General features: G+C 72.3%; 26 protein-coding genes. 10 read left to right on the top strand and 16 right to left on the bottom strand.

The window, feature by feature from the left end:
• Positions 1 to 39 precede the first annotated feature (39 nt).
• The 3 genes from GH747_RS22245 to GH747_RS08975 are packed head-to-tail and all read right to left on the bottom strand — an operon-like array spanning position 40 to position 2,289.
• The gene (locus GH747_RS22245) at positions 40 to 465 is read right to left on the bottom strand and encodes a hypothetical protein (protein ID WP_228552853.1); all 426 of its coding nucleotides are present in this window, start codon (positions 463 to 465) and stop codon (positions 40 to 42) included.
• Between the two features lie 49 nt (positions 466 to 514).
• Complete coding sequence (locus GH747_RS08970; protein WP_149769216.1) at positions 515 to 1,132, bottom strand: FMN reductase; 618 nt, start codon at positions 1,130 to 1,132, stop codon at positions 515 to 517.
• Complete coding sequence (locus tag GH747_RS08975) at positions 1,129 to 2,289, bottom strand: LLM class flavin-dependent oxidoreductase (RefSeq protein WP_149769217.1); 1,161 nt, start codon at positions 2,287 to 2,289, stop codon at positions 1,129 to 1,131. Before GH747_RS08975 ends, GH747_RS08970 begins: the two co-directional genes overlap by 4 nt.
• 239 nt (positions 2,290 to 2,528) lie before the next feature.
• On the opposite strand from GH747_RS08975, the gene GH747_RS08980 reads away from it, so the two are divergent.
• The gene (locus tag GH747_RS08980) at positions 2,529 to 3,065 is read left to right on the top strand and encodes a mycothiol transferase (protein ID WP_149769218.1); all 537 of its coding nucleotides are present in this window, start codon (positions 2,529 to 2,531) and stop codon (positions 3,063 to 3,065) included.
• Positions 3,066 to 3,142: 77 nt separating this feature from the next.
• On the opposite strand, the gene GH747_RS08985 is transcribed toward GH747_RS08980, so the two are convergent.
• Both GH747_RS08985 and sigK read right to left on the bottom strand, forming a co-directional pair.
• On the bottom strand, positions 3,143 to 3,862 hold the full coding sequence (locus tag GH747_RS08985; protein WP_163695483.1) for an anti-sigma factor: 720 nt from the start codon (positions 3,860 to 3,862) through the stop codon (positions 3,143 to 3,145).
• Positions 3,859 to 4,458, bottom strand: coding sequence for an ECF RNA polymerase sigma factor SigK (sigK, locus tag GH747_RS08990; RefSeq protein WP_149769220.1), 600 nt, complete (start codon positions 4,456 to 4,458; stop codon positions 3,859 to 3,861). The genes GH747_RS08985 and sigK overlap by 4 nt, the downstream gene beginning before the upstream one ends.
• A gap of 141 nt (positions 4,459 to 4,599) precedes the next feature.
• On the opposite strand from sigK, the gene GH747_RS08995 reads away from it, so the two are divergent.
• Together GH747_RS08995 and GH747_RS09000 are read left to right on the top strand one after the other, a co-directional pair.
• Positions 4,600 to 6,207 (top strand): molybdopterin-dependent oxidoreductase, encoded by a 1,608-nt coding sequence (locus tag GH747_RS08995; RefSeq protein ID WP_205602855.1) that lies wholly within the window; start codon positions 4,600 to 4,602, stop codon positions 6,205 to 6,207.
• A gap of 22 nt (positions 6,208 to 6,229) precedes the next feature.
• Positions 6,230 to 6,919, top strand: a complete 690-nt coding sequence (locus GH747_RS09000) for a fasciclin domain-containing protein (protein ID WP_323740629.1) — start codon at positions 6,230 to 6,232, stop codon at positions 6,917 to 6,919.
• A 140-nt stretch (positions 6,920 to 7,059) separates the two neighbouring features.
• Here GH747_RS09000 and GH747_RS09005 read toward each other — a convergent pair whose 3' ends face one another.
• Positions 7,060 to 7,641 carry an HhH-GPD-type base excision DNA repair protein gene (locus tag GH747_RS09005; RefSeq protein ID WP_149769222.1) on the bottom strand — a complete coding sequence of 194 codons (582 nt, stop codon included), beginning with the start codon at positions 7,639 to 7,641 and terminating at the stop codon, positions 7,060 to 7,062.
• Positions 7,642 to 7,698: 57 nt separating this feature from the next.
• On the opposite strand from GH747_RS09005, the gene GH747_RS09010 reads away from it, so the two are divergent.
• Complete coding sequence (locus GH747_RS09010; RefSeq protein ID WP_149769223.1) at positions 7,699 to 8,220, top strand: class I SAM-dependent methyltransferase; 522 nt, start codon at positions 7,699 to 7,701, stop codon at positions 8,218 to 8,220.
• A gap of 13 nt (positions 8,221 to 8,233) precedes the next feature.
• Here GH747_RS09010 and GH747_RS09015 read toward each other — a convergent pair whose 3' ends face one another.
• The 3 genes from GH747_RS09015 to GH747_RS09025 all read right to left on the bottom strand — a co-directional run bounded on the left by GH747_RS09015 (position 8,234) and on the right by GH747_RS09025 (position 11,355).
• The gene (locus tag GH747_RS09015; RefSeq protein WP_149769224.1) at positions 8,234 to 8,614 is read right to left on the bottom strand and encodes a fluoride efflux transporter FluC; all 381 of its coding nucleotides are present in this window, start codon (positions 8,612 to 8,614) and stop codon (positions 8,234 to 8,236) included.
• The gene (locus GH747_RS09020; RefSeq protein ID WP_228552854.1) at positions 8,611 to 9,018 is read right to left on the bottom strand and encodes a fluoride efflux transporter FluC; all 408 of its coding nucleotides are present in this window, start codon (positions 9,016 to 9,018) and stop codon (positions 8,611 to 8,613) included. Before GH747_RS09020 ends, GH747_RS09015 begins: the two co-directional genes overlap by 4 nt.
• Positions 9,019 to 9,138: 120 nt before the next feature.
• Positions 9,139 to 11,355, bottom strand: coding sequence for an LLM class flavin-dependent oxidoreductase (locus GH747_RS09025; protein WP_149769226.1), 2,217 nt, complete (start codon positions 11,353 to 11,355; stop codon positions 9,139 to 9,141).
• A gap of 79 nt (positions 11,356 to 11,434) precedes the next feature.
• Here GH747_RS09025 and GH747_RS09030 point away from each other — a divergent pair, with 79 nt between their 5' ends.
• Positions 11,435 to 11,935 (top strand): MarR family winged helix-turn-helix transcriptional regulator, encoded by a 501-nt coding sequence (locus GH747_RS09030; protein WP_205602856.1) that lies wholly within the window; start codon positions 11,435 to 11,437, stop codon positions 11,933 to 11,935.
• A gap of 6 nt (positions 11,936 to 11,941) precedes the next feature.
• Here GH747_RS09030 and GH747_RS09035 read toward each other — a convergent pair whose 3' ends face one another.
• Positions 11,942 to 12,571 carry a hypothetical protein gene (locus GH747_RS09035; protein ID WP_149769228.1) on the bottom strand — a complete coding sequence of 210 codons (630 nt, stop codon included), beginning with the start codon at positions 12,569 to 12,571 and terminating at the stop codon, positions 11,942 to 11,944.
• A 39-nt stretch (positions 12,572 to 12,610) separates the two neighbouring features.
• Entirely contained in the window at positions 12,611 to 14,269 is a 1,659-nt protein-coding gene (locus GH747_RS09040; protein ID WP_323740630.1) for an FAD-dependent oxidoreductase, read from the bottom strand.
• 249 nt (positions 14,270 to 14,518) lie between these two features.
• Here GH747_RS09040 and GH747_RS09045 point away from each other — a divergent pair, with 249 nt between their 5' ends.
• The gene (locus tag GH747_RS09045) at positions 14,519 to 14,773 is read left to right on the top strand and encodes a metal-sensitive transcriptional regulator (RefSeq protein ID WP_149769230.1); all 255 of its coding nucleotides are present in this window, start codon (positions 14,519 to 14,521) and stop codon (positions 14,771 to 14,773) included.
• A 10-nt stretch (positions 14,774 to 14,783) separates the two neighbouring features.
• On the opposite strand, the gene GH747_RS09050 is transcribed toward GH747_RS09045, so the two are convergent.
• Both GH747_RS09050 and GH747_RS09055 read right to left on the bottom strand, forming a co-directional pair.
• Complete coding sequence (locus GH747_RS09050; RefSeq protein ID WP_149769231.1) at positions 14,784 to 16,472, bottom strand: serine/threonine-protein kinase; 1,689 nt, start codon at positions 16,470 to 16,472, stop codon at positions 14,784 to 14,786.
• Positions 16,473 to 16,550: 78 nt separating this feature from the next.
• A complete protein-coding gene (locus GH747_RS09055; RefSeq protein ID WP_149769232.1) occupies positions 16,551 to 17,165 on the bottom strand; it encodes a LysE/ArgO family amino acid transporter in 615 nt (204 codons plus the stop codon).
• A gap of 69 nt (positions 17,166 to 17,234) precedes the next feature.
• Between GH747_RS09055 and GH747_RS09060 the strand changes: the two genes are divergently transcribed.
• A complete protein-coding gene (locus GH747_RS09060) occupies positions 17,235 to 18,113 on the top strand; it encodes a LysR family transcriptional regulator ArgP (RefSeq protein WP_149769233.1) in 879 nt (292 codons plus the stop codon).
• A gap of 9 nt (positions 18,114 to 18,122) precedes the next feature.
• Here GH747_RS09060 and GH747_RS09065 read toward each other — a convergent pair whose 3' ends face one another.
• Positions 18,123 to 18,506 carry a nitroreductase family deazaflavin-dependent oxidoreductase gene (locus GH747_RS09065; protein ID WP_149769234.1) on the bottom strand — a complete coding sequence of 128 codons (384 nt, stop codon included), beginning with the start codon at positions 18,504 to 18,506 and terminating at the stop codon, positions 18,123 to 18,125.
• Between the two features lie 45 nt (positions 18,507 to 18,551).
• Between GH747_RS09065 and GH747_RS09070 the strand changes: the two genes are divergently transcribed.
• Positions 18,552 to 18,776, top strand: coding sequence for a hypothetical protein (locus tag GH747_RS09070; protein ID WP_149769235.1), 225 nt, complete (start codon positions 18,552 to 18,554; stop codon positions 18,774 to 18,776).
• Positions 18,777 to 18,780: 4 nt separating this feature from the next.
• The gene (locus tag GH747_RS09075) at positions 18,781 to 19,077 is read left to right on the top strand and encodes a TFIIB-type zinc ribbon-containing protein (protein ID WP_149769236.1); all 297 of its coding nucleotides are present in this window, start codon (positions 18,781 to 18,783) and stop codon (positions 19,075 to 19,077) included.
• Positions 19,078 to 19,092: 15 nt separating this feature from the next.
• Here GH747_RS09075 and GH747_RS09080 read toward each other — a convergent pair whose 3' ends face one another.
• A complete protein-coding gene (locus tag GH747_RS09080; protein WP_194842897.1) occupies positions 19,093 to 19,926 on the bottom strand; it encodes a siderophore-interacting protein in 834 nt (277 codons plus the stop codon).
• A gap of 185 nt (positions 19,927 to 20,111) precedes the next feature.
• Positions 20,112 to 21,503 carry an MFS transporter gene (locus GH747_RS09085; protein ID WP_228552855.1) on the bottom strand — a complete coding sequence of 464 codons (1,392 nt, stop codon included), beginning with the start codon at positions 21,501 to 21,503 and terminating at the stop codon, positions 20,112 to 20,114.
• An 83-nt stretch (positions 21,504 to 21,586) separates the two neighbouring features.
• Here GH747_RS09085 and GH747_RS09090 point away from each other — a divergent pair, with 83 nt between their 5' ends.
• Entirely contained in the window at positions 21,587 to 22,021 is a 435-nt protein-coding gene (locus tag GH747_RS09090; protein ID WP_149769238.1) for an Rrf2 family transcriptional regulator, read from the top strand.
• Positions 22,022 to 22,065: the final 44 nt, after the last annotated feature.

Below are 22,065 nucleotides of genomic sequence, written 5' to 3' on the forward strand. Positions count from 1 at the left end.
CCACCGTACCGTCCGGTCCGCGTCGGCCCGGGCCCCAGGTCAGGAGGCGATGGCGTCGTCGCGGACCGACACGAGATGGTTCGCGGGGACGACGTCGATGCGCAGCTCGCGGCTCTTGACGACGATGCGCCCGGCACTGTGGAGCAGGCGGTAGCGGCCGGCACGGCCCCGGGTCATCTCGACCAGCAGGGGGCGGTGGTCGGTGCGAGCCGGCCGCAGCCGGGCACGCCACGAGGGACGCCATGAGCGGACGCTCGCGTCGGCGAACGTCAGCACGATGCGCACAGGGACGTCTGCGACAGGTGACGTGTCCGCGGGGAGCAGCAGCGTCACCACCATCACGGACTCGGATCCGGGCTGGAGGGAGACGTGACCGAGCCGGGCGCCGGGCAGGCTGGCGAGGATGTCCCCCGGCCACAGCCCGAACCCGCGCGCCCGGTCGGACAACCTCACCGGCCTGCGCATGCCGGAATCACAACACACCAGTCCCCCCGCGGGAGGTAGCCACGCGGTGTCACCTTCCGGCGAGCATGTCCTCGAAGGAGGTGGTCAGGGCGAACGGGTCGGCCGGCGCCGACGACGCACGCGCCGCCACCAGCTCGGCCAGCTCGGCGCCTCCCCTGTGGACCCGTGCCTGGAGAGCGCCGCTGATGCCGTCGACGCCACCCCAGTCCTCCGACGCGGCGAACACGGCGGTCGGGACGACCACGGCCCGCAGGTAGGCGAACATCGGCCGGAGTGCGTGCTCCAGCGCCAGCGAGTGACGTGCTGTGCCGGCTGTCGCCGCGATCAGCACGGGCTTGCCCGCGAGCGCGTCCTTCTCGAGCACGTCGAAGAAGGACTTGAAGAGCCCGGAGTACGACGCGGTGAAGATCGGCGTCACCACGACCAGCCCGTCGGCGCTCACGACGTCGTCGATCACGGCCTGGAGCCCGGTCGGTGCGAAGCCGGTCAGCATGGCGTTGGTGATGTCGTGCGCGTGCTCGCGGAGCTCGTGCACCGTCACCTCCGCCTCGACGCCGCGGGTCATGAGGTCGTCGCGTACGGCCTGGGCCAGGCGGTCGGCCAGCAGCCGGGTCGACGAGGGCTGGCTCAGCCCTGCGCTGACGACGGCGATCCTTCGCGTGGTCATGCGGTCACCTCTTCCTGGAGGTCTGCCTCGGGCGAGCGTCCGGTGACGTCGTCTCCCGTGGCGTGGACGGTGGTGTCGCGGCCGCCGCCGGCGGCGGCGACGAGCGACGCGTGGGTCGGCGCGTCCGGCACGTGGTCGGGCTTCAGGGCGGCGAACTCCTTGCGGAGCACCGGGACGACCTCCTCGCCGAGGATGTCGAGCTGCTCGAGCACCGTCTTGAGCGGCAGGCCGGCGTGGTCCATCAGCCACAGCTGGCGCTGGTAGTCACCGACGTAGTCGCGGAACCCGAGGGTCCGCTCGATGATCTGCTGCGGGCTGCCGACGGTCAGCGGGGTCTCGCGGGTGAAGTCCTCGAGGCTCGGCCCGTGCCCGTAGACGGGCGCGCTGTCGAAGTACGGCCGGAACTCGTTGACCGCATCCTGGCTGTTCTTGCGCATGAAGACCTGTCCGCCGAGGCCCACGATCGCCTGGTCGGCGCTGCCGTGGCCGTAGTGCTCGAAGCGCTGCCGGTAGAACGCGATCATGCGCTCGGTGTGGCTGGCCGGCCAGAAGATGTGGTTCGAGAAGAACCCGTCACCGTAGTAGGCAGCCTGCTCGGCGATCTCGGGGCTGCGGATCGACCCGTGCCAGACGAACGGCGCGACGCCGTCCAGCGGGCGCGGGGTCGAGGTGAAGCCCTGCAGCGGGGTGCGGAACTTGCCCTCCCAGTCCACGACGTCCTCGGTCCAGAGGCGGCGCAGCAGGTGGTAGTTCTCGACCGCGAGCTCGATGCCCTCACGGATGTCCTTGCCGAACCACGGGTAGACCGGGCCGGTGTTGCCGCGGCCCATCATGAGGTCGTTGCGACCGTCCGACAGGTGCTGCAGCGTGGCGTAGTCCTCCGCGATGCGCACCGGGTCGGTCGTCGTGATCAGCGTCGTCGAGGTCGACAGGATGATCCGCTTCGTCTGCGCGGCGATGTAGGCGAGCGTCGTCGTCGGGGCGGAGGGGATGAAGGGCGGGTTGTGGTGCTGGCCCGTCGCGAAGACGTCCAGGCCGACCTCTTCGGCCTTCTTGGCGATCTCGATCGTCGCCTTGATCCGCTCGTGCTCCGTCGGCGTGGTGCCCGTGGTGGGGTCGGTGGTGACGTCGCCGACGGTGAAGATCCCGAACTGCATCTCTGCCTTCTCTCCGATCGCCCTGATGCGATCACTGGATCAAACTAGTACACCCTTCAACTATCTGCCACACGGCCCTATTCCCCTGCGCCGGTTGAGCGAGCACAGCCCCACCGCTGGTTGAGCGAGCGCAGCCCCCACCGCTGGTTGAGCGAGCGCAGCCCCCACCGCCGGTTGAGCGAGCGCAGCGAGTCGAAACCCACCATCCCCTGTCACCGCAACCGCCTACCGTGGATCGCATGAGCGCCGATCCTGCCCTCGAAGCCCTCCGATCCCTCCTTCTCGACCACGTCGACCGGATCGACGAGCTGGTCGACTCCCTCACCCGAGACCTCCCGATGCCGGTCGGCACCTATCGTCCGGACGGGCAGTCCAACACCGTGTGCTGGTTGGTCTGGCACCAGTCCCGCGTCCTCGACGACCACGGGGCCGACCTTGCCGGTGCTACGCAGGCCTGGACCGACGGCGGCTGGTCCGACGAGCTGGCACTGCCGTTCGCCGCCTCGGCGACCGGCTACGGGCAGTCCCCGGACGAGGTCGCCCAGGTCGTCGCGAGCGGCTCCCACCTCGCGGCCTACCACCACGACGTCACCGACCGGCTGCGCGCCCACCTTCGCGAGCTGGACGTCGAGGAGCTGTCGCGCGTCGTCGACGAGCGCTGGGAGCCGCCGGTGACTGCGTCCGTCCGGATCGTCAGCATGCTCGACGACAGCATCCAGCACCTCGGACAGGCCTCGTACGTCCGTGGTCTCGCCGAGCGCGCTGGGCTCGGCTGACCGCTGGGCCGGACGCCGTGGACGATCGGTGCTCTTCCGAGGCACCGATCGTCCACGTCACCAGCGCGCGGCCCCGGTCAGGTGGTCTCGATCAGCACGATCGGGTCCGACGTCGGCTCCTCCGAGCCACCCGCCGGCTCGATGCTGATCGCGACCGCGGTGACACCGGTGACGTCGTCCATGACGTGCGCCCCCCGCGATCCCTGCTCGTCGCGCGGCAGCACTCCCGCGCTGTGCATGGCGCCGTCGCTCTGCGTCCACATCTGGTAGTCCTCGTCCTCGGCCAGCTTCGGCAGGTCCGAGACCACCATCACGGCCTTGGCGAGCTCTGCGGACTGGAGGACCCGCACGGTCCCGCCGCCCTCGACCGGCGACGACACCATCGCGGCGTCCGGTGCTGACAGGACCGCCGTGATCGCCTCCTGCTGAGCCGCCATGTCGTCGGCCCGGTCCCGCTGCGTCACGCCGAACACCGCCGCACCGACCACGAGCGCGAGCGAGGCGGCGACCAGCAGTGCCCGCGTCGCCCAGCGGGTACGGGGGTGGCTGGCGAGGTCGACGACGACCGGCCGTTCCTGGGGCGTGCGCGCCACGGCGTCGAGGACGGTCCGGCGCAGGTGCTCCGGCACGTGCGTCTCCTCGGCCGCGCCGAGACGAGCGGCCGTCGCCCGGAAGCCGCGGACCTCCTCGGCGCAGTCGGAACACTCGGCGAGGTGGGACTCGTACGCGTCCCGCTCCGCCGCGTCGAGGGCGTCGAGCGCGTACGCGCCGGAGAGGTTGTGCGGATCGCTGGTCACGCCGTCACCCCCAGGCAGTCGCGGAGCCGGATGAGACCGTCTCGAAGTCGGGTCTTCACCGTGGCCGGGTTCGCATCGAGGATCGACGCCGTCTCGGCGTAGGTGTGTCCTTGGTAGTACGCGAGGCCGACGGCCTCCCGCTGCAGCTCCGTCAGCGTCTCGAGGCACCGGCGTACGGCCTGGTGCTCCAGGCGGACGGTGACCTCGTCGGCGACCTGGTCGTACGCGGGTCCGCCCGTCCAGTCGTAGCGCTGGTCGCGGTCGGAGGCGGCCTGGTCGTGCCGCACGACGTCGACCGCCCGGCGGTGCGCGAGCGTGAGGACCCACGTCTTGGGCCGCCCCCGGCTCGCGTCGAAGCGCGGAGCCTTCTGCCAGACCTGCAGGAACACCTCCTGCGTCACCTCCTCTGCCCGCACCGGGTCGCGGACGACCCGGCGCACGAGCCCGAAGACCGACCCGGCCAGCGCGTCGTACACGGCGCCGAACGCCTGCTCGTCTCCGCGGGCGACGCGCGCCATCAACGGCTCGAGCGGATCCTCGTACGGGGGGTCACCCTCGTCGTTCTCCGCGCGACGACCGCGCTCCGGACCTGGCATCGGTCCTCCTGCTCCTGGGGGATGTCACGGGTGATTCGACACCGTGGGCGTCATGGATGGGTCGAGGAACTTCTCGTCATTCTGCCGTGCCCGACCCATCCGGCGCCCCGCTGGTGCCGAATCAGGAGCATGGTCGAACCCATGGCATCGCATCGCTTCCTCGCTGCGGGCGCTGGAGTCCTCGCCGGACTCGCAGGCCTCGCAGCGGGGTCGGCGACCGCCACGTTCACCGGGGGTCCCACCCCCGTGATCGCGGTGGGGAACGCCGTGGTCGCACGAACGCCGGGGTTCCTCAAGGACTTCGCCGTACGCCAGTTCGGCGAGAACGACAAAGCCGTCCTTCTCGGGGGGATGGCAGTCGTTCTCGTCGCGCTGGCAGCGGTTGCCGGCTGGATCGGGCTCACCAGGCCGCGGGTCGCCGTCGGTCTCGTCGTCGCGCTCGGGGTGCTCGCCGCCCTCGCGACAGCCGTCGACACGACCACGTCCGCCCCGATCGCCGTCGCGCTCCTCGCACCGCTGGTCACCACGGTCGTCGGCGTGGCCGCTCTCCTCCAGCTGTTGCGTCCGTTGCAGGCGGGCGCCACCCAGCCGGTCGAGCGCCGCCCCGGCGACGCTGCCCCGCTCGAGCGCCGCCCCGGCGACGCTGACCCGCTCGGGCGCCGCCCCGGCGACGACCTGCCCTCAGGGTTCGACCGGCGGCGCTTTCTCACCGCCGTCCTCGGGACGGCGGCGGTCGCGGCAGTCGGCGCCGGCATCACCCGGACTCTCGGCACCTCAGGTGCTGCCGTGTCGCGCGCCGGCGTCAAGATCCCGGCGCCCGCGAGTGCCGCCCCCGCGCTGCCGGCAGGCGTCGACCCGCTCGAGGGCATCTCGTCCTACCTGACCCCGAACCGCGACTTCTACCGCGTCGACACCGCGCTCCTCGTCCCGGACGTGCCCGCCGACACCTGGCGTCTGCGCATCCACGGCGACGTCGACCAGGAGCTCGAGCTGGACTTCGCCGAGCTCCTCGACGAGCGCCTGATCGAACGCCGCATCACCCTGACGTGCGTCTCCAACGAGGTCGGGGGGCCGTACGCCGGCAACGCGACGTGGATCGGTGTCCCGCTCGCGGACCTGCTCCGCCGGGCAGGGGTTCGCGAGGGTGCCGACGCGCTCAAGTGCACCAGCGCCGACGGGATGGTCATCGGCACTCCGCTGGAGGTCGTCCTGGATGGCCGCGACGCGATGATCGCCATCGCGATGAACGGAGAGCCGCTCCCCCTCGACCACGGCTTCCCCGCACGCATGGTCGTGCCCGGGCTGTACGGCTACGTGTCGGCGACCAAGTGGCTGGTCGACATCGAGGTCACGCGGTTCGCGGACTTCACGGCGTACTGGACCGAGCGCGGGTGGGCCGAGCAGGCACCGATCAAGCTCGCCTCCCGCATCGACGTCCCCCGCTCGTTCGAGTCGCTCGCCGCCGACGCGGTGCGCGTCGGCGGCGTCGCCTGGGCGCAGCACACCGGCGTCGACAGCGTCGAGGTGCGCGTCGACGACGGACCGTGGGAGCGCGCGCGGCTCGTCCCGCAGGACGGCATCGACACCTGGCGGCAGTGGACCTGGCAGTGGGACGACGCATCGCCGGGCGACCACGAGCTCACGGTCCGCGCGACAGACGCGGAAGGCAACACCCAGACCTCCGACCGGGAACCACCCCGGCCGGACGGATCCACCGGCTGGCACAGCGTCAGATTCTCGGTGAAGTGACCGATCCCCAAAGGAAGGCACGATGATGCGAACCACCACTGGAAAGAACCGTCTGCTGGCGACAGCAGTCCTTCTCGCCTCGCTGACCCTCGTCACCTCCGCGTGCGGCGGCGACGACTCGGACGCGGGCACGAGCGACTCGTCGAGCGCGTCCGCCTCGCCGAGCGACGACGCGATGGCCGAGGACGACGCGATGGCCGACGCCTCGTCCGACCTGGTCGGACCGGGCTGCGCCGCGTACGCCGAGCAGGTGCCGGACGGCGCAGGGTCGGTCGACGGGATGGCACAGGACCCCGTCGCGACGGCCGCGAGCAACAACCCGCTCCTGAAGACCCTCACCGCCGCGGTGAGCGGTCAGCTCAACCCCGACGTGAACCTCGTCGACACCCTCAACGGTGACGAGTTCACGGTGTTCGCGCCGGTCGACGACGCGTTCGCGAAGCTGCCGAAGGAGACGGTCGCCGAGCTCTCGACGCCCGCCGGCGCGGAGACCCTGACGTCCGTGCTGACCTACCACGTCGTGCCGGGGCAGCTGAGCCCAGACGAGGTCGTCGGCACGCACACGACGGCCAACGGCGCCGAGCTCGAGGTGGCAGGCACGCCCGACGCACTGACCGTCGGGGCCGATGATGCCGCCGTGATCTGCGGCGGCGTCAAGACGGCCAACGCGACCGTCTACCTCATCGACACGGTGCTGATGCCGCCGATGTGAGCGCGTCCCTCGCTGGTCGAGGACACTCACCCTCGCCGGTCGAGGTCACTCACCCTCGCTGGTCGAGTAGGGCGGAGCGCCAGCGGAGCCCGTATCGAGGCCCCCAGTCTCGATGCGGGCTCCGCTGCAGCCGAGACCTCTCAGCCCTGCTCCTTCGCCGCCTTCGCTGCCGCCTTCTGCTCCTTCTTGAAGGTCCGCACCTCCTGCAGCGTCGTGGCGTCCACGACGTCGGCGATGGAGCGGCGCGAGCCCTCCTCGGCGTAAGCGCCGGCGGCCTCGCGCCAGCCCTTCGGCTCGACCCCACGCTGCTTGCCGAGCAGCGCGAGGAAGATGCGGGCCTTCTGGTCGCCGTACCCGGGAAGGGCCTTCAGGCGCTTGAGCACCGTCTTGCCGTCCGGGTCGCCGTCGGTCCAGATGCGGGTCGGGTCACCGTCGTACTCCTCGACCAGGAGGCGGGCGAGCTCCTGGATCCGCTTCGCCATGGCACCCGGATAGCGGTGCACGGCCGGAGGCGTCGAGCACATCGACGCGAACGCCTCGGGGTCCTGCTCGGCGATCGTCGTGACGTCGAGCGTCCCGAGTCGCTGCGCGATCTTGTGCGGCCCGGCGAACGCGGCCTCCATCGGATACTGCTGGTCGAGCAGCATCCCGACGAGCAGCGCGAACGGGTCCGAGTCGAGGAGCCGATCCGCGTCGACGTCTCCCGTGAGGTTCAGGCTCATGGCCGCATGATCTCACGATGCTGAGGCACGTCGCCGCGACGTCGTACGGTGTGGGGCATGGCCGTCCCTGCACGCGTCACCGCTGCCGTCGACGCCCTCCCCTTGACCCCGGCGAGCGACGTCCTGGAGATCGGTTGCGGCCCCGGCGCCGCAGCGGCGCTGATCCTCGAACGGCTCTGCTCCACCGGGTCGTACCTCGGTGTCGACCGCTCGGCCGTCTCCGAGCGCCGTACGCGGCAACGCTGCGCCGACGTCGGCCCAGACGCCCGCTGGGACGTCGTACGCGGCGCCATCGAGGAGGTCACGCCCACGCTTCCGGATGCCGCGTTCGACGTCGTGCTCGCCGTCAACGTCAACGTGTTCTGGACGACCGACGCGTCCGAGCTCGTGGGCGAGCTGCGTCGCACCCTGCGGGTGGGGGGCTGCCTGTCGTTGTTCTACGAGGCCCCGGCGGGCCTGGCCGGACCGAAGGTCCGCGACGGCGTCGAGCGATCCCTCACGGGGGGCGGCTTCCCGTCCGTGGTCCGTCTGAGCCCTTCTCCCCGCGTGAGCGAGTTCCGCACCGCGAACGACGCCTGACGCGCCGCCGTCCTCACAGCACGGCTGCGACGACGGCCCAGCCGAAGGCCGCCGCGGTGCAGGTGAGGGCGAGCGTGCCGCAGGCGTTGAGCACAGCACGGCCAGTCGCGCCGACCTGGGCCAGGCGGACGGTGTCCATCATCGCCGCCGAGAACGTCGTGTAGCCGCCGCAGAATCCGACGGCCGCGACGGCGTACGCCTGCGAGCCGAGCGCGCCGTCCGCGCACGCCGCCGCGAGCCCGCCGATCAGCAGCGACCCCGAGACGTTGACCACGATCGTGCCCCACGGCATCACGCCCAGCCATCGTCGACGCACCAGTGTCTCGACGACGAACCGGCACGTCGCGCCGATCCCGCCGGCGAGACCGACGAGCACCAGCTCCCCCGCGGTCACGTGGCCCTCCGGGCGGACCGGGCGCCGAGGACGATCCCGGCGACGCACGCGGCGAGACCGAGCGCGACGGATCCGACCGCGTACACCACCGCGGTCGCAGCGTCGTCAGCGCGGGTGAGCTCCACGGACTCCAGCGCGAGGCTCGAGAAGGTCGTGAACCCGCCGAGCACGCCGGTGCCGAGCCCGAGTCGCACGAGACGTCGACGCGGTGTCTCATCGCCGGTACGAAGCAGGCGCTCCAGGAGCAGACCGAGGAGGAACGCGCCGGTGACGTTCGCGATCAGGGTCGCGTACGGGATGCCGCCGTCGTGCGGGAGCACCTCCCCCAGCACGGCCCGTGCCGTCGTACCCAGCGCTCCGCCTGCCGCGACCGCGGCGACCAGTCTGATCCGTCTCCCACGCACGCCGATCCCCTGCCCCTCGAACGGAACAGGGTCCATCAGCCGGGTCGGCGGTTCAGACCGGGCAGGTCTCGGCGGGATCCATCGCCGCGCACCATGCTAGACGCCGGTGCGCCACGAGGGTCAGCCGAGCGGTGTGCGGCCCAGCACCCCGTCGGGGTCGTAGGTCGCCTTGACCTCGCGCAGCCGGGCGAGGGTCGACGGCGGGAACGTCTTGGCGAGCGTCTCCGGTGTGGTCACGGTCTCGAAGTTCCCGTAGAGCGCGTCCACGACGCGGTCCCACGCCTCGTCGACGTCCTCGCCGGGGGTCGCGACGAAGATCACGCTGTACGCGCGGTCGCGGTGCGCGAACGCAGTCGCGTCCGCGTCGAGGTCGCCCGCCGCCCCGGGGAAGGCACGGACCTGGATCAGGCCGAGCCGGCCGTCGTCCATCAGGTGTCCTGCCGTCCGCGCGGCCTCGTCGTCGAGGTGCGCGACCAGCGCCGAGCGGGTCGGCGGCTGCGGGTGACCCGCGGTCGGGTCGCCGGTGGAGCGGATGATGCCCTGGTACGGCGTCACCTGGGCCTGCTGCTGCACCACCGGCGCAAGGTGCAGGAACGGCTCGATGGCGCCGACCGCGGCCTCGGTGTCGTCCCCGGCCCACACGAGCATGATCCGGGCGTAGGTCTGACCGTCGCCGGCGGGGAAGACCGTGGTGAACGGCGTGAGCCGGCGAGGGCTCGACTCGATGAGCGCGCCGAGGCGGGCGAGGTAGTCGGGCGTGTCGTCGAGCTGGTGCACGATCACCGCGAGCACGACGTCGGTCAGCTCCATGGCCTCGATGTCGAGGCTGGTGACGATCCCGACGTACTCGCCACCGCCGCGCACGGCCCAGAACAGGTCCGGGTGGTGCTCGGCGTCGGCGCGGACCACCGTGCCGTCGGCCAGGACGACGTCGGCGCCGACCACGTGGTCGATCGTGAGCCCGAACTCACGAGCCAGGAGCCCGATGCCGCCGGAGGTGCCGAGTCCGCCGACGCCGACGTCGCCGGAGTCGCCCGAGCTGATCGCGAGCCCGTACGGCGTGAGACCTTGGGCGACCTCGCGCCAACGCAGGCCGGCGCCGAGCCGGACGAGCCCACGGTCACGGTCGAGGACCTCGAGCGATTTGAGACGGCCGAGGTCGATGATGATCCCGCCGTCGTTGGTCGAGCGTCCACCGACGCCGTGACCACCGCTGCGCGCGACGAACGGCACCGCCTGACGGCGGGCGTACGCGACCGCCTCCGCGACCTCGGCGGTGTCGGCTGGCCGCAGGACCAGCCCTGGGCTGCCGGGATGGACGTAGCTGTGCCGGACGCGCGCGTACTGGGCGTCACCGGGCTCGACCGCGTCGGCGGCCAGCGAGTCGGGGATCGCGTCGTAGTCGATGCCCGGGGCGCGACGGGCGAGAGCCGCCGCGCCCCGGACGCGTTCACCCGACGACGAGGTCTCACGCCCCTCCCCGACCGCGGCGCGCAGCCGCGGCACGACCTCCTCGGCGAACTCCTGCATGCTGCGGGGATCGTCCGTGCCGAGGATGAAGGTGCTGATGCCGTCCTCGATCGCGTACGCGAGAAGCTGCTCGGCCCAGGCCTCGGGCCGCCCCTGCCACTCGCGGCCGCCGGTGATGTTGAGCAGCCGCCGGATCTCGCGTGGATCACGTCCCGCGGCTGCCGCCGCCTCGTCGATGACGGTGTTGCCTGCGGCGAGGTCCCCCGCCTGCAGGTAGCTCAGGCTGGGGAGCCACCCGTCTGCCTTCTCACCGATCAGCCGCTGCATGCGCGGCTTGTAGGCGCCGAGCCAGATCGGCACGTCGTGCGCGGGCGCGGGGCCGCGCTTGGCGCCGTTGGCGGCGTGGAACTCGCCCTGGACGAACAGCCCACCACGCTCGTCGGCGGCCCAGATGCCCCGGATCACGTCGATCGCCTCGCTGAGGGCCTGCACGCTCTGCCCGGGGGTCAGCTTCGGGCCACCCATCGCCTCGATCGCCTCCCAAAACGCGCCGGCGCCGAGCCCGAGGTCGATCCGGCCACCGGCGAGCAGGTCGAGGCTGGCGACGGAGCGCGCGAGGACGGCGGGGTTGCGCAGCGGGAGGTTGAGGACGTTCGGCGCCAGATGCACACGCTCGGTGCGCGCGGCGACGTAGCTGATGAGCGTCCACGTGTCGAGGAACGCGGGCTGGTAGGGGTGGTCCTGGAAGGTCACCAGGTCGAACCCGAGCTCTTCGCTGAGCTGAGCCAGAGCGACGACCTGGTCGGGCGCGGCGTTCTGGGGCGTGATGAACGTGCCGAATCTCAGGTCGTGGCCGTAGTCGGGCATGCGATCCTCCGTGCTTGGTTGATAGATCAACCGTACATCGCACTGGATGACACATCAACCTCCCGGTAGGCTGGACGACGTGACCGCGACTCCGACCACCGACGCCGGCATGGACGCCTGGCGCGCGTACGCCGCTGCACACGAGCGCCTCGTACGCCACCTCGCGCGCGAGATCACGCGTGAGACGGGCCTGTCGGACGCGGACTACGCCGTCCTGGACGCCCTGGTCGACGTGCCCGGCGGCCGGCTGCGCTCACGCGAGCTCCGCCTCGCGCTCGAGTGGGAGAAGAGCCGCCTGTCCCACCAGATCCGCCGCATGGAGCAACGCGGCCTCCTCGCGCGCGAGACCTGCGAGGCCGACGGACGCAGCGCCGACGTGGTGATCACCCCGGAGGGACGGACGACGTCCGCCCGAGCCAGAGCCGTACGGGAGGCGTCGCTGCGGTCGTTGGTGCTGGAGACCCTCGGCGCCGATCGCGTGGAAGGCCTCGCCCAGACTGCCTCGCTCCTCGGTGCTCGGCTCGCTCGCGCTGCCGAGGAGGACCCCCACTGCAGGGCCGCCCTGGCCGCCGAGGACTGAGCAGCCTCAGGATCCGCGGACGAAGCGCAGGATCGGCGATCCCGGATCCGTCGAACGCCGTCCCGAGTCGATCCAGGCGATCTGCGCGTCGACGAGGCGTACGGCGCCCTCCCCCGCCAGCGACCTCGCTGGCGCTCGCGTCGCCATCTGTCGCTGAGTGACAGAGCGGTAGGCCTGGAGGGCCGGAGCCTGGGGCGCCGCAAGCAGCGTCCGCAGCGCCGACCACTGGTCTCGCCCGAGCGAGCGCCGGTTCCCGAAGGCGACGTCCGCACCGAGTCGCGCGATCCTCCCGCCGGCGTCCCAGAAGCTCATCCCGACCCACCCACGGAATCCTGGGAACACGACCACGCGTGTCACCGAACCGAGCGCGACCTCGCGTCGCCGGATCGTGAGACGACCCCGCACGAGGTCCCATCGGTGCGACGGCGCCGCCCCGAGTGCCAGCCCGACGATCAGCAGCGACAGCGCGCACGCGATCCCCAGCACGAGCGGCACGTCAGGAGGGACCTCACCCTGGTCGACGGTGGCCGCCACGGCCAGCCCCACGACGATGAGCGGCGGCGGAAGCGCGACGGCTGCAACCTTGAGCCCGAGCCCGGTACGGAACCTCACGACCGGTGGCGCCTGCTCGCGCACGCGGACTCCTTCCCTCGACGCCTGGCGGCGCCCATGGTCTCAGACGCCGACCGCCTGCTTCCACGTCCGGTAGCCGCCGTCGAGGTTGACGACGTCCGTACGCCCGAGCTGACGCAGCAGCCGTGTCGCCGCATGGCCACGCTGCCCGACCGCGCAGGTGACGACCAGCCGTCCCGACGGCAGCTCGGCGTGCCGGATACGGAGCTCGTCCAGCGGCAGGTTCACGGCGCCGGGCAGCGTCCCCGACGCGTACTCCCCCGGCGTCCTGACGTCGACCACGGTCGCACCGTCACGCATCGCCCTGTCGACCTCGTGCCACTGGACGCTGTCCGTGATGCCGGCGGCGAGGTTGTCGGCCACCATGCCGAGCATGTTCACGGGGTCCTTCGCTGAGCCGTACTGCGGCGCGTACGCGAGCTCGAGATCGGCCAGCTCGCTGGCCCGCAGGCCGCCGCGCATCGCGGTGGCGATCACGTCGATCCGTTTGTCCACGCCCGACTCCCCCACACCCTGCGCTCCGAGGATCGCGTCGGTCTCCGGATCCACGAGCAGCTTCAGCGCCATCGCACGGGCCCCGGGGTAGTAGCCGGCGTGGTCGCTCGGGTGCGTGTGGACGACCCGTACGGGCCGCTCGGCGGCCCGTAGGCGCTTCTCGCTCCACCCGACCATCGCCGCGGTCAGGCCGAACGCCCCGACCACGGCCGTACCGAGCACCGGGGTCGCGCTCACGTCGCGACCGGAGACGACGTCCGCGACGAGGCGGCCCTGCCGGTTGGCGGTCTGCGCGAGCGGGACGAGGGTCGCACCGCCGCTCAGGGCGTCGCGCTTCACGGCGACGTCACCGACGGCGTACACCGAGGGGTCGCTCGTGCGCTGCTGCTCGTCCACGACGATCCCGCCACGCTCGCCGACCTCGAGCGCCGCTCGCTCGGCGAGTGCGGACTCCGGGACCACGCCGACCGCGGTGACGACGACGTCTGCGGGCAGCGTCGTCCCGTCGTCCAGGGTCGCCGTGGTGTCGTCGATCCTCACGACCGCGGCGCGCGTCCGTACGGCGACGCCGCTCTCACGGAGCCGCTGGTCGACCACGGCGGCCATCTCGGGGTCGAGAGGCGGCAGCACCTGCGGCTCGCGCTCGACGAGGGTGACGGCCAGCCCCCGGCGGACGAGGTTCTCGGCGAGCTCGATCCCGATGAAGCCGGCGCCGACGACCACCGCCGTACGCGCGCCGGCGCGGTCGCCGCCGCCGAGCGCCGCGAGGATCGCGTCCATGTCGTCGAGGTCGCGCAGGGTGTGAGCGCGCTCCACGCCGGGGATCGACGGGCGTACGGCGCGCGCCCCGGTCGCGAGGACGAGGTCGTCGTACGGCTCCTCGTACTCCTCGCCCGTCTCCAGGGCCCGCACGACGACGACGCGGCGCGTGCGGTCGAGGGCGACGACCTCGTGCCGCGTCCGCACGTCGAGGCGGAACCGGGCCGCCAGCGACGCCGGCGTCTGGAGCAGGAGGTCGTCGCGCTCCTGGATCACACCGCCGACGTGGTACGGCAGCCCGCAGTTGGCGAAGGACACGTGGGTCCCACGCTCGAGCACGACGATGTGGCGGTGCTCGTCGTTGCGGCGGAGGCGAGTGGCCGCGGACATCCCGGCGGCAACACCTCCGACCACGACGGTGCGTCGCGGCGCACCCACGGCGCTCACCGGCGCCCGAACGGCGGGAGCCAGCTCGCGAGCGAGCGTGGCTTGACGGCGGCGCGGTCGCACGTGCAGCGATCAGCCTTCGGGACCGGCCCCATGACGGACGCGACGTGTTGCCCACATCCCGCCCAGGTCGTCTTGCCACACGTCTTGCACGCCACGGCTCGGCACATCTCTTGTCCTCCTTGGATACCCAGGGGGGTATCTTTCGACTGATGCCGACCCTACACCCCCCGGGGTATCCTTCAAGGCATGCAGCTCTCCACCGAGTCCACGCAGCCCGTCGTCAACCGCCTCCGCCGAGCGCAGGGTCAGCTGGCGGGCGTCCTGCGCATGCTCGAGGAGGAGCGCGACTGCGAGGACGTCGTCACCCAGCTGGCTGCCGTCAGCAAGGCCCTCGACCGGGCCGGCTTCGCGCTGATCGCCACCGGGTTGAGGGAGTGCATCAGCGAGGGCGCCGAGGCCGACGCCGAGAAGCTCGAACGCGTCTTCCTGTCGCTCGCCTGACCGCCTCAGGTCAGGCCAGCACACCGAGCACGGCGAGCACGCCGGCGGCTGCCGCCACGGCGTAGCCGACGGCGATCAGCCCCGGGGCGAAGCGGATCGCCTGCGGGGCGCCGACACCGCGGTCACGCTGTGCGGTGCGCGAGACGCGGACCGCGCCGTAGAGCGCGGCGACGACGACCAGGAGCAGGCCGATCATGTCCCACGCGATCGACCGGCCCGCGATCTCCACGACCGGCAGGACCCGGCGCAGCCACTCGAACGGCGCCCGGACAGAGGCGTCCTGCCCTGAGATGCTGCCGACCACGACGGCGATGAAGGCGATCAGCGCGATGATGCCCGCGGCCTTGTCGAGCCACCAGCCGCGGTGCACCTTCCCGCGCTCCTGCGCCCAGCCGTGCTCGGTGTCGGGGAAACGGCGGCGCGCGGCGTACTGGCCGTCCCACCACCCGTTACGACGCCAGATCGACGCCTTCACGCGCGCCGGATCGAGAGCGCGTACGGCCTTGCGGTGCGAGTGGCGCTGCGCACGGGCCACGAGGTGGACCGCGGCCGCGTCGTAGCCGCGCTCGTGCGCCGCCTTCAGCGTGAGCGCGAGACGGCGGTTGTCGAACATGCGCTGGAGGCCGTCGGGCGGTCCCGCGGGCGGCGTCGGCTGCGGCACGGCGACCGTCTGCGGCGCCGGCGGCGCGGGCGGCGCCGGAGGTGTGGGCGGCTCGGGCGACGGCGGGGGAACGGCCGGGGCCGCCACGCGCGTCGGGCTCGGCGCCTCGGGTGTACGCCGGGGGGCCTTCGGGATGACCGCGCCGGGGGCCAGGCGTTCGAGCTCGGCCACGACCTCGCGCATCGGCGGGCGGTCCTCAGGGGCGACGGCAGTGGTCCGGCGTACGAGCGGCAGGAGCGCGGCGGGCACGCCCCGAAGGTCGCTGCGCCCCTCGGCGACCGCGCTCATCGTGCCTGCGTCGTCCCCGCGCGGGAAGGGCATGGTGCCCGAGGATGCGAATGCGATGAGGAGTCCGATCCCGTAGACGTCGCTGGCCGCGGTGCCGCGGTCGCCCGCGAGGCGCTCGGGAGCCGCCCAGGCCACCGACCCGATCATCTCGCCGGTCGAGGTGAGGTCGTGGACGTGCTCCCCCTTCGCGATGCCGACGTCGATGAGGGTCGCGCGGCGTCCGGCGAGCACGGCGTTGGCGGGCTTCACGTCACGGTGGACGTAGCCCAGCTCGTGGAGCCGGCGCAGCGACCGCGCAGCGTCGAGGGCCGCCGTCACCACGGTCTCCTCGGAGAGCGGACCGACGTGACGCACCGCATCGGCGATCGTGACGCCCTCGAGGAGCTCCATCGCGAACCACGGGCGGGTGGCACGGAGGTCGCCGTCGAGGTAGCGGGGAAAGCCGGCCCCGCCGAGCCGGTGGAGCAGCTCGGCCTCGCGCGCGAACCGCTCGCGGGCGCCGTCACCGACGTAGGTGAGCAGCTTGACCGCCACTGGAGGCCCGCTCGGCGCCCGGCCGACGTAGACGGCGCCGAATCCTCCGGACCCGATCAGAGTCTTCAGGTGGTACGGGCCGGCGGTCCCGCCGTCGGCCTCGAGGGGCGTGGCGATGCCGGTCGCGACGCGTGCCGTCGGGGCATCACGATCGACCCGGCGGTCGCCCACATGGACCGTCGGGACGTGGTCCTCCGCGGTGTCGCCCGCTGACATCCGGCCCCTCGTACGTCGTCGGTGATCTCCGCGAAGCCTAGCAACGCCGCAGGCCGGCGACGGTTTCCTGGCCGCGCGTCACGCCCCGCGGACCAGCATGTAGGCCACCGCGAACATGACCGCGGCGATGCCGGCGTCGACCATCCGCCAGGCCCACGGGCGCGTGAAGACGGGCTGCAGGAGGCGTGCGCCGTACCCGAGCGCAGCGAACCAACCCCAGCTCGCGGCCAGCGCGCCCAGGGCGAAGGCCCAGCGGGAGTCGCCGTACGACGAGCCGATGGACCCGAGCAGCAGAACCGTGTCGAGGTAGACGTGCGGGTTCAGCCAGGTGAGAGCGAGCGCGGTGGACATGACGACCCAGCGCGACGTCCGGACCCCCCTGTCGTCGACGTCGAGCCGACCGCCCGAGACGGCGCGCCGCGCTGCGAGAAGTCCGTAGGTGACGAGGAACGCCGCACCGCCCCACCGCGCGACCGCGACCAGGGTCGGCGCCCCCGCGATCAGCGCTCCCATGCCCGCGACCCCGGCGACGATCAGCACCGTGTCGGACAGCGCGCACACGACGACCACCAGGCCGACGTGCTCGCGGCGCAGTCCCTGCCGGAGGACGAAGGCGTTCTGGGCGCCGATCGCGACGATCAGCGAGAGCCCGGTGAGCAGTCCTGCCGCGAGGACCGAAAGCGTGTCTGCCACCCCTCGACCGTAGGCACCGGTTCTTCTTCAGTCCAGCTAATGTTTCTTACGTCGATGAAGGAGTGCTTCATGAACGACCTCGCCCTGGAACAGCTCCGTACGCTCGTGGCGGTCGTCGACGAGGGCAGCTTCGAGGCTGCCGCCGCTGCCCTGCGCATCACGCCGTCGGCCGTCAGCCAGCGGATCAAGGCGCTCGAGGCGGCGACCGGCCGCGTGCTCGTACGCCGTACGCGTCCGGTGGCCGTGACCGAGCAGGGCGCGGAGGTGCTCCGCCTGTCGCGCCAGGTGGACCTCCTGGTCCGCGAGCTGCGGCCGGCCGACGGCGACGCGCTCCCCCTCACGGTCCCGCTCGTGGTCAATGCCGACTCGCTGGCGACCTGGTTCCTGCCGTCGGTCGCGCCGGTCCTCGGCCGGGTCCGCATCGACGTCCAGCGCGAGGACGAGCAGCACTCGCTGGCGCGCCTGAGGGACGGCAGCACGCTGGCGGCGGTCTCCGCGGACGCCGACCGCGTCCCCGGCTGCTCGGTGACCGCGATCGGCGTGATGCGCTACCGCGCGATGGCGAGCCCCGCCTTCATCGAGCGCTGGTTCGCCGACGGAGTCACGGCCGCGACGCTCGAGCGTGCCCCGATGGTGAACTTCGACCGCCTCGACGACCTGCAGCGCCGGTTCGTGCGTCACGTCGCCCGCGGGAGCAGAACCGAACCGCCGAGCCACTACGTCGCGGGCTCCGACGCCTTCCGCAACGCGGTCCGGCTCGGGATCGGGTGGGGCATGCTGCCGGATCTCCAGTCCGCCGACCTCGAGGCCGCCGGCGAGGTGCGCGAGATCGCCGAGCGGACGCGCACGGACGTGAAGCTCTACTGGCACCAGTACCAGCTCGACTCGCCCTCGCTCGCGATCCTCTCCGAGGCCGTCAGCGACGGCGCCGGCGCCTGGCTCCGCTGACGCCCCGCCTCACCGGGGCGCGACGTCGCCGACCAGGAAGTCGTCGACGCCGAGCGCCCGCAGTGCCGGCCGGACCGCCCTCGGGACACGACGTCGCTGCGGGTCGTGGACCTTCCTCGGCGCCGCCACGCTGATCGTCCGACCGCGCGTGGTGACGGTCGCCTCCCCCGCGGCGAGCACGTTGCGCACCCAGTCCGCCTCGGCGCCGTACACGAGGGCGAGCGTCACCTGATCGCCTTCTCGGAACACCGCGACAGGCGTCCGGTACGTCCGCCCGGACCTGCGTCCGCGATGCGTCACGACGCCGAACCCGGGGACGTACGGCGCGACGTGGACGATCGCTCGGTTGGGCAGCGCGCGGTTGAAGCGGCCCACGCGCGTGGGGATCGGCATGCTCGAAGGCTCCCACGAGTGTCCCGTGCGCGCCATGATGGGGACGTGTCCGACCTGAGGGACGATCTCGAGCGATGGGAGCGCGCCGGCGGGACGTGGCGCGTCGTCGCCCGCACCTCCGCCCGGGCGACCGTGGCGCTGTGCCGCTGCGACGGCGGCGAGGAGGTCGAGCGACTGATGTCGGCGGACCCCGCAGTGCTCGACGCGCTCGCCCAGCGGCCGAGCAGCGACGACAACCCTTGGATAAGGCCCCCGGACCCAGCAGGATGAAGCCATGAGATGCCCCAACGACGACACCACCCTCGTCATGAGCGAGCGCAGCGGGATCGAGATCGACTACTGCCCCGAGTGCCGCGGAGTCTGGCTCGATCGCGGCGAGCTCGACAAGATCATCGACCGCGCCGGAGCCCAGACAGCGCCCGCGCCGACGCCGGCACCGACGCCGGAGCGGACGTACCAGGAGCGCCCCCCGCAGCAGTACCAGCAGCCGTCGTACCCGCAGCGGGGCTACGACGACCGCGGCTACAAGCGGAAGAAGAAGGAGAACTGGCTCTCCGACCTGTTCGACTGAGCCGCCGACCCGGCTTCAGTGGGCCTTGCCGGCCTTCCAGTAGCCGACGAAGGTGATGTTCTCCTTCGGGACGCCCGCCTGCACCCAGTGCCGCCGCGCACCCGCCACGAGGCTGGACTCCCCGACGACCCACGCGTACGCGGGCTCGTCGGGGAGGGTCAGCGCCTCCACGGCCCGGAGCGCTGCCTGACCGGGCACCGCCGAGGGATCGTCGCGGACGACCCAGGCAACCTCGATCCCGGCCGGCGCCTCGAGGTCCTGACGATCCGCGTCGCTCGGGACCTCGACCACGGCATGGCCGACCGCGGTGGCGTCGAGCGAGGCAAGGATCCCCGCGACGGCCGGCAGGCCGGTCTCGTCCGCGGCGATGAGCACCCGAGACGTGCCGGCAGCCGGGTTGAAGCACAGACCCTCGTCGAGGAGCGCCACGGCATCACCGGGGTTGCACGACTGCGCCCACGACGCCGCGGGCCCTGCGGTGCCGTCCTCCGCCGACCCGTGGACGACGAAGTCGACGTCGATCTCGGGCCCGTCGACGCCGTCGGCCCGGTAGGCGCGCACGGTGTAGTTGCGGAGCACAGGCCGCTCGGTCTTGGAGACGGTCAGGAACTTGAGGTACGACAGCGTGGTGAGCTTCTTCGGGACGCGGGCCAGCGACGTGTCCGAGACCGGCAGGAACAGCCGGAACCACTGGTCGTACCCGAGGGGGACGAAGTCGGCCACGTCACCACCGCCGAGGGTCACTCGCACGTAGCTCGGCGAGATCTGCCGGCGTCCCACGACGTGCAGCGTGAGCAGGCCAGGTGTGCGTGCTTCGACGCGGGTCGAGTCCAGGTTGGCGCGGGCCACGGGTCCTCCTCGGACGATTGAGTTAGGCGAGCCTAACCAACACGACCGGCCGGTGTCGAGGCGGGACCGCTACCCCTCGCTCTCGGCAGCGCGCTTGAGCAGCGACAGCCTGCGGTCCCACGCCTCGGCATGCCGCTGCAGGTCGCGTCAGGTGCACATGGCGCCCGCGCCGAACAGGCTCGTCGCTACTGCGAGCGCCGCGGCCGGCAGGCGATGACGACCACTGCGCCGGCGAGAGAGAAGGCCGCCGTCACGAGCGCGGCGACGTTCCAGCCGTCGTACAGGTCCTGCTGCGTCGAGCCGTGCGCGTCGACGATCACGGAGACGACGGTGACCCCGATCGCGGAGCCGACGTAGCGGGCGGTGTTGTTGGCCCCGCTGCCCATCGCCTCGCGCCCGACAGGGACGCTCGCCACCGCCTCGCGTCCCAGCGCCGCGTTGAGCACGCCGCTCGCGACGCCGGCGAGCAGGAGCGCAGGCACGAACCGCCACCACGACGTGTCCGGGCCGACGCCCGTCAGCAGCGCCTGCCCGGCCGCCACGCCGAGCAACCCGGCCGCCAGCAAGGACCGACCGCTCCATCCCGACGGCAGGCGCCGCGCCAGCAGGGACGACACCACGCTCGTCGCGGACCACGAGAGCAGCAGGATGCCCGCACCGAGCGCACCGATGCCGAACCCGGTGTCGAGGAAGATCGCCATGAACGAGAAGAGCGCGATCACGCCCATGCCCGTGGCGAACGCCGCAGTGGTCGCGGCCACGAACGGCCTGTGGCGCAGCAGGGCGAGATCGAGCATCGGAGCGCGCCCTCGACGCTCCGCGACGACGAACCCGACCAGGAGCGCGGCGGACGCGACGAAGAGCCCCCCGGACAGGAGCCCCCGTCCCGGCTCGCGGCTCTCGACCAGCCCCGCCAGGAGGCAGCTCAACCCGCCGGCGATGAGGAGCCCGCCCCACCGGTCGAGCCGGCGCCGCACCGGCGCACGCGACTCGTCCAGGTAGCGGAGCGCCCCGACGACGGTCACGAAGGCCGCGACCGCGAGGACGGCGTACGCCAGACGCCACGACACCCACACGTCACAGAGGCCCGCGACCACCGGGCCGACCGCGATGCCGGCGCCGAGCGAGGCGCCCCACGCGCCTGTCGCCGCCACACGCGCAGGCCCGGGCGCGAAGGCGTGCGCCAGGATCCCGAGGCTCGCCGCAGTCACTGCCGCGCCGCCGACGCCCTGCACGACCCGCGCGAGGACGAAGGTCGTTGGGTCGGAGACCACGGCGCACACGAGACCCCCGAGGGCGAGCACGACGAGGCCGACCACGAACGTACGGCGCCGCCCCAGGTCGTCGGCGACCGCGCCGGCGGTCAGCAGGGCGGCGGCGAGGCCGATGCTCATCGAGCTGAGGATCCAGGTCCGCGCGGCGGTGCTCGCGTCGAGCGACGCGGCCGTCGGCACGATCGTGGCGAGCGGCAGCGTGAACGCCATGATCATCAGCAGCGTCCCCGAGGCGACGACGGCGAGCGTCGCTCGCGGGTGTCGTGAGCCGAGGCTCGCATCCACTGCCACAGAAACCGCCACCGCACGTCCCCTCGACCGGCGAGAGACGGACGTCGGCGTTGCAACGACCGTCATCTCGTAACAGATGTGGTTACGATAACAGCATGAGCGCCAACAGTCGCCTGACTATCGCGGTCCACATGCTGAGCGTCCTCGAGCTCCGACGCCGGCGGGACCACGAGTGGTCGACGTCGGAGCAGGTCGCGCACAGCGTGCGCACCAACCCTGTCGTCGTTCGCCGCATGCTCGGCGACCTCCGCGACGCCGGGCTGGTCGAGTCACGGCGCGGCCCCGGGGCCGGCTGGCGGATGGCGCACGACGCCACCGAGATCAGCCTGGCCGACGTCGACGACGCCCTGGGCGCCGAGCCGGCGTACGCGATGCACCGCAACGAGCCGAACCCCGCCTGCCCCGTGGCCCGTGGGATCCGCCCGGCGCTCGAGCCTGTCTACGCCCGCGTCGACGACGTCGTCCGAGCCGAGCTCGCACGCACGACCCTCGCCGACGTGTTCCGTACGACGATGGCGCTGGCGGACTGAACCCAGTCGTTCGTCGGCGGGTGCGGCGATAGCCTGACGGCACC

It is taken from the genome of Mumia xiangluensis (assembly GCF_010994095.1).
GTDB lineage: Bacteria > Actinomycetota > Actinomycetes > Propionibacteriales > Nocardioidaceae > Mumia > Mumia xiangluensis.

What these genes read in the sequence shown, in the direction of transcription:
- GH747_RS22245 (WP_228552853.1), bottom strand. Translation starts at nt 465, where the DNA reads ATGCGCAGGCCGGTGAGGTTGTCCGACCGGGCGCGCGGGTTCGGGCTG.
- GH747_RS08970 (WP_149769216.1), bottom strand. Translation starts at nt 1,132, where the DNA reads ATGACCACGCGAAGGATCGCCGTCGTCAGCGCAGGGCTGAGCCAGCCC.
- GH747_RS08975 (WP_149769217.1), bottom strand. Translation starts at nt 2,289, where the DNA reads ATGCAGTTCGGGATCTTCACCGTCGGCGACGTCACCACCGACCCCACC.
- GH747_RS08980 (WP_149769218.1), top strand. Translation starts at nt 2,529, where the DNA reads ATGAGCGCCGATCCTGCCCTCGAAGCCCTCCGATCCCTCCTTCTCGAC.
- sigK (WP_149769220.1), bottom strand. Translation starts at nt 4,458, where the DNA reads ATGCCAGGTCCGGAGCGCGGTCGTCGCGCGGAGAACGACGAGGGTGAC.
- GH747_RS08995 (WP_205602855.1), top strand. Translation starts at nt 4,600, where the DNA reads ATGGCATCGCATCGCTTCCTCGCTGCGGGCGCTGGAGTCCTCGCCGGA.
- GH747_RS09000 (WP_323740629.1), top strand. Translation starts at nt 6,230, where the DNA reads ATGATGCGAACCACCACTGGAAAGAACCGTCTGCTGGCGACAGCAGTC.
- GH747_RS09005 (WP_149769222.1), bottom strand. Translation starts at nt 7,641, where the DNA reads ATGAGCCTGAACCTCACGGGAGACGTCGACGCGGATCGGCTCCTCGAC.
- GH747_RS09010 (WP_149769223.1), top strand. Translation starts at nt 7,699, where the DNA reads ATGGCCGTCCCTGCACGCGTCACCGCTGCCGTCGACGCCCTCCCCTTG.
- GH747_RS09025 (WP_149769226.1), bottom strand. Translation starts at nt 11,355, where the DNA reads ATGCCCGACTACGGCCACGACCTGAGATTCGGCACGTTCATCACGCCC.
- GH747_RS09045 (WP_149769230.1), top strand. Translation starts at nt 14,519, where the DNA reads ATGCAGCTCTCCACCGAGTCCACGCAGCCCGTCGTCAACCGCCTCCGC.
- GH747_RS09050 (WP_149769231.1), bottom strand. Translation starts at nt 16,472, where the DNA reads ATGTCAGCGGGCGACACCGCGGAGGACCACGTCCCGACGGTCCATGTG.
- GH747_RS09060 (WP_149769233.1), top strand. Translation starts at nt 17,235, where the DNA reads ATGAACGACCTCGCCCTGGAACAGCTCCGTACGCTCGTGGCGGTCGTC.
- GH747_RS09065 (WP_149769234.1), bottom strand. Translation starts at nt 18,506, where the DNA reads ATGCCGATCCCCACGCGCGTGGGCCGCTTCAACCGCGCGCTGCCCAAC.
- GH747_RS09075 (WP_149769236.1), top strand. Translation starts at nt 18,781, where the DNA reads ATGAGATGCCCCAACGACGACACCACCCTCGTCATGAGCGAGCGCAGC.
- GH747_RS09090 (WP_149769238.1), top strand. Translation starts at nt 21,587, where the DNA reads ATGAGCGCCAACAGTCGCCTGACTATCGCGGTCCACATGCTGAGCGTC.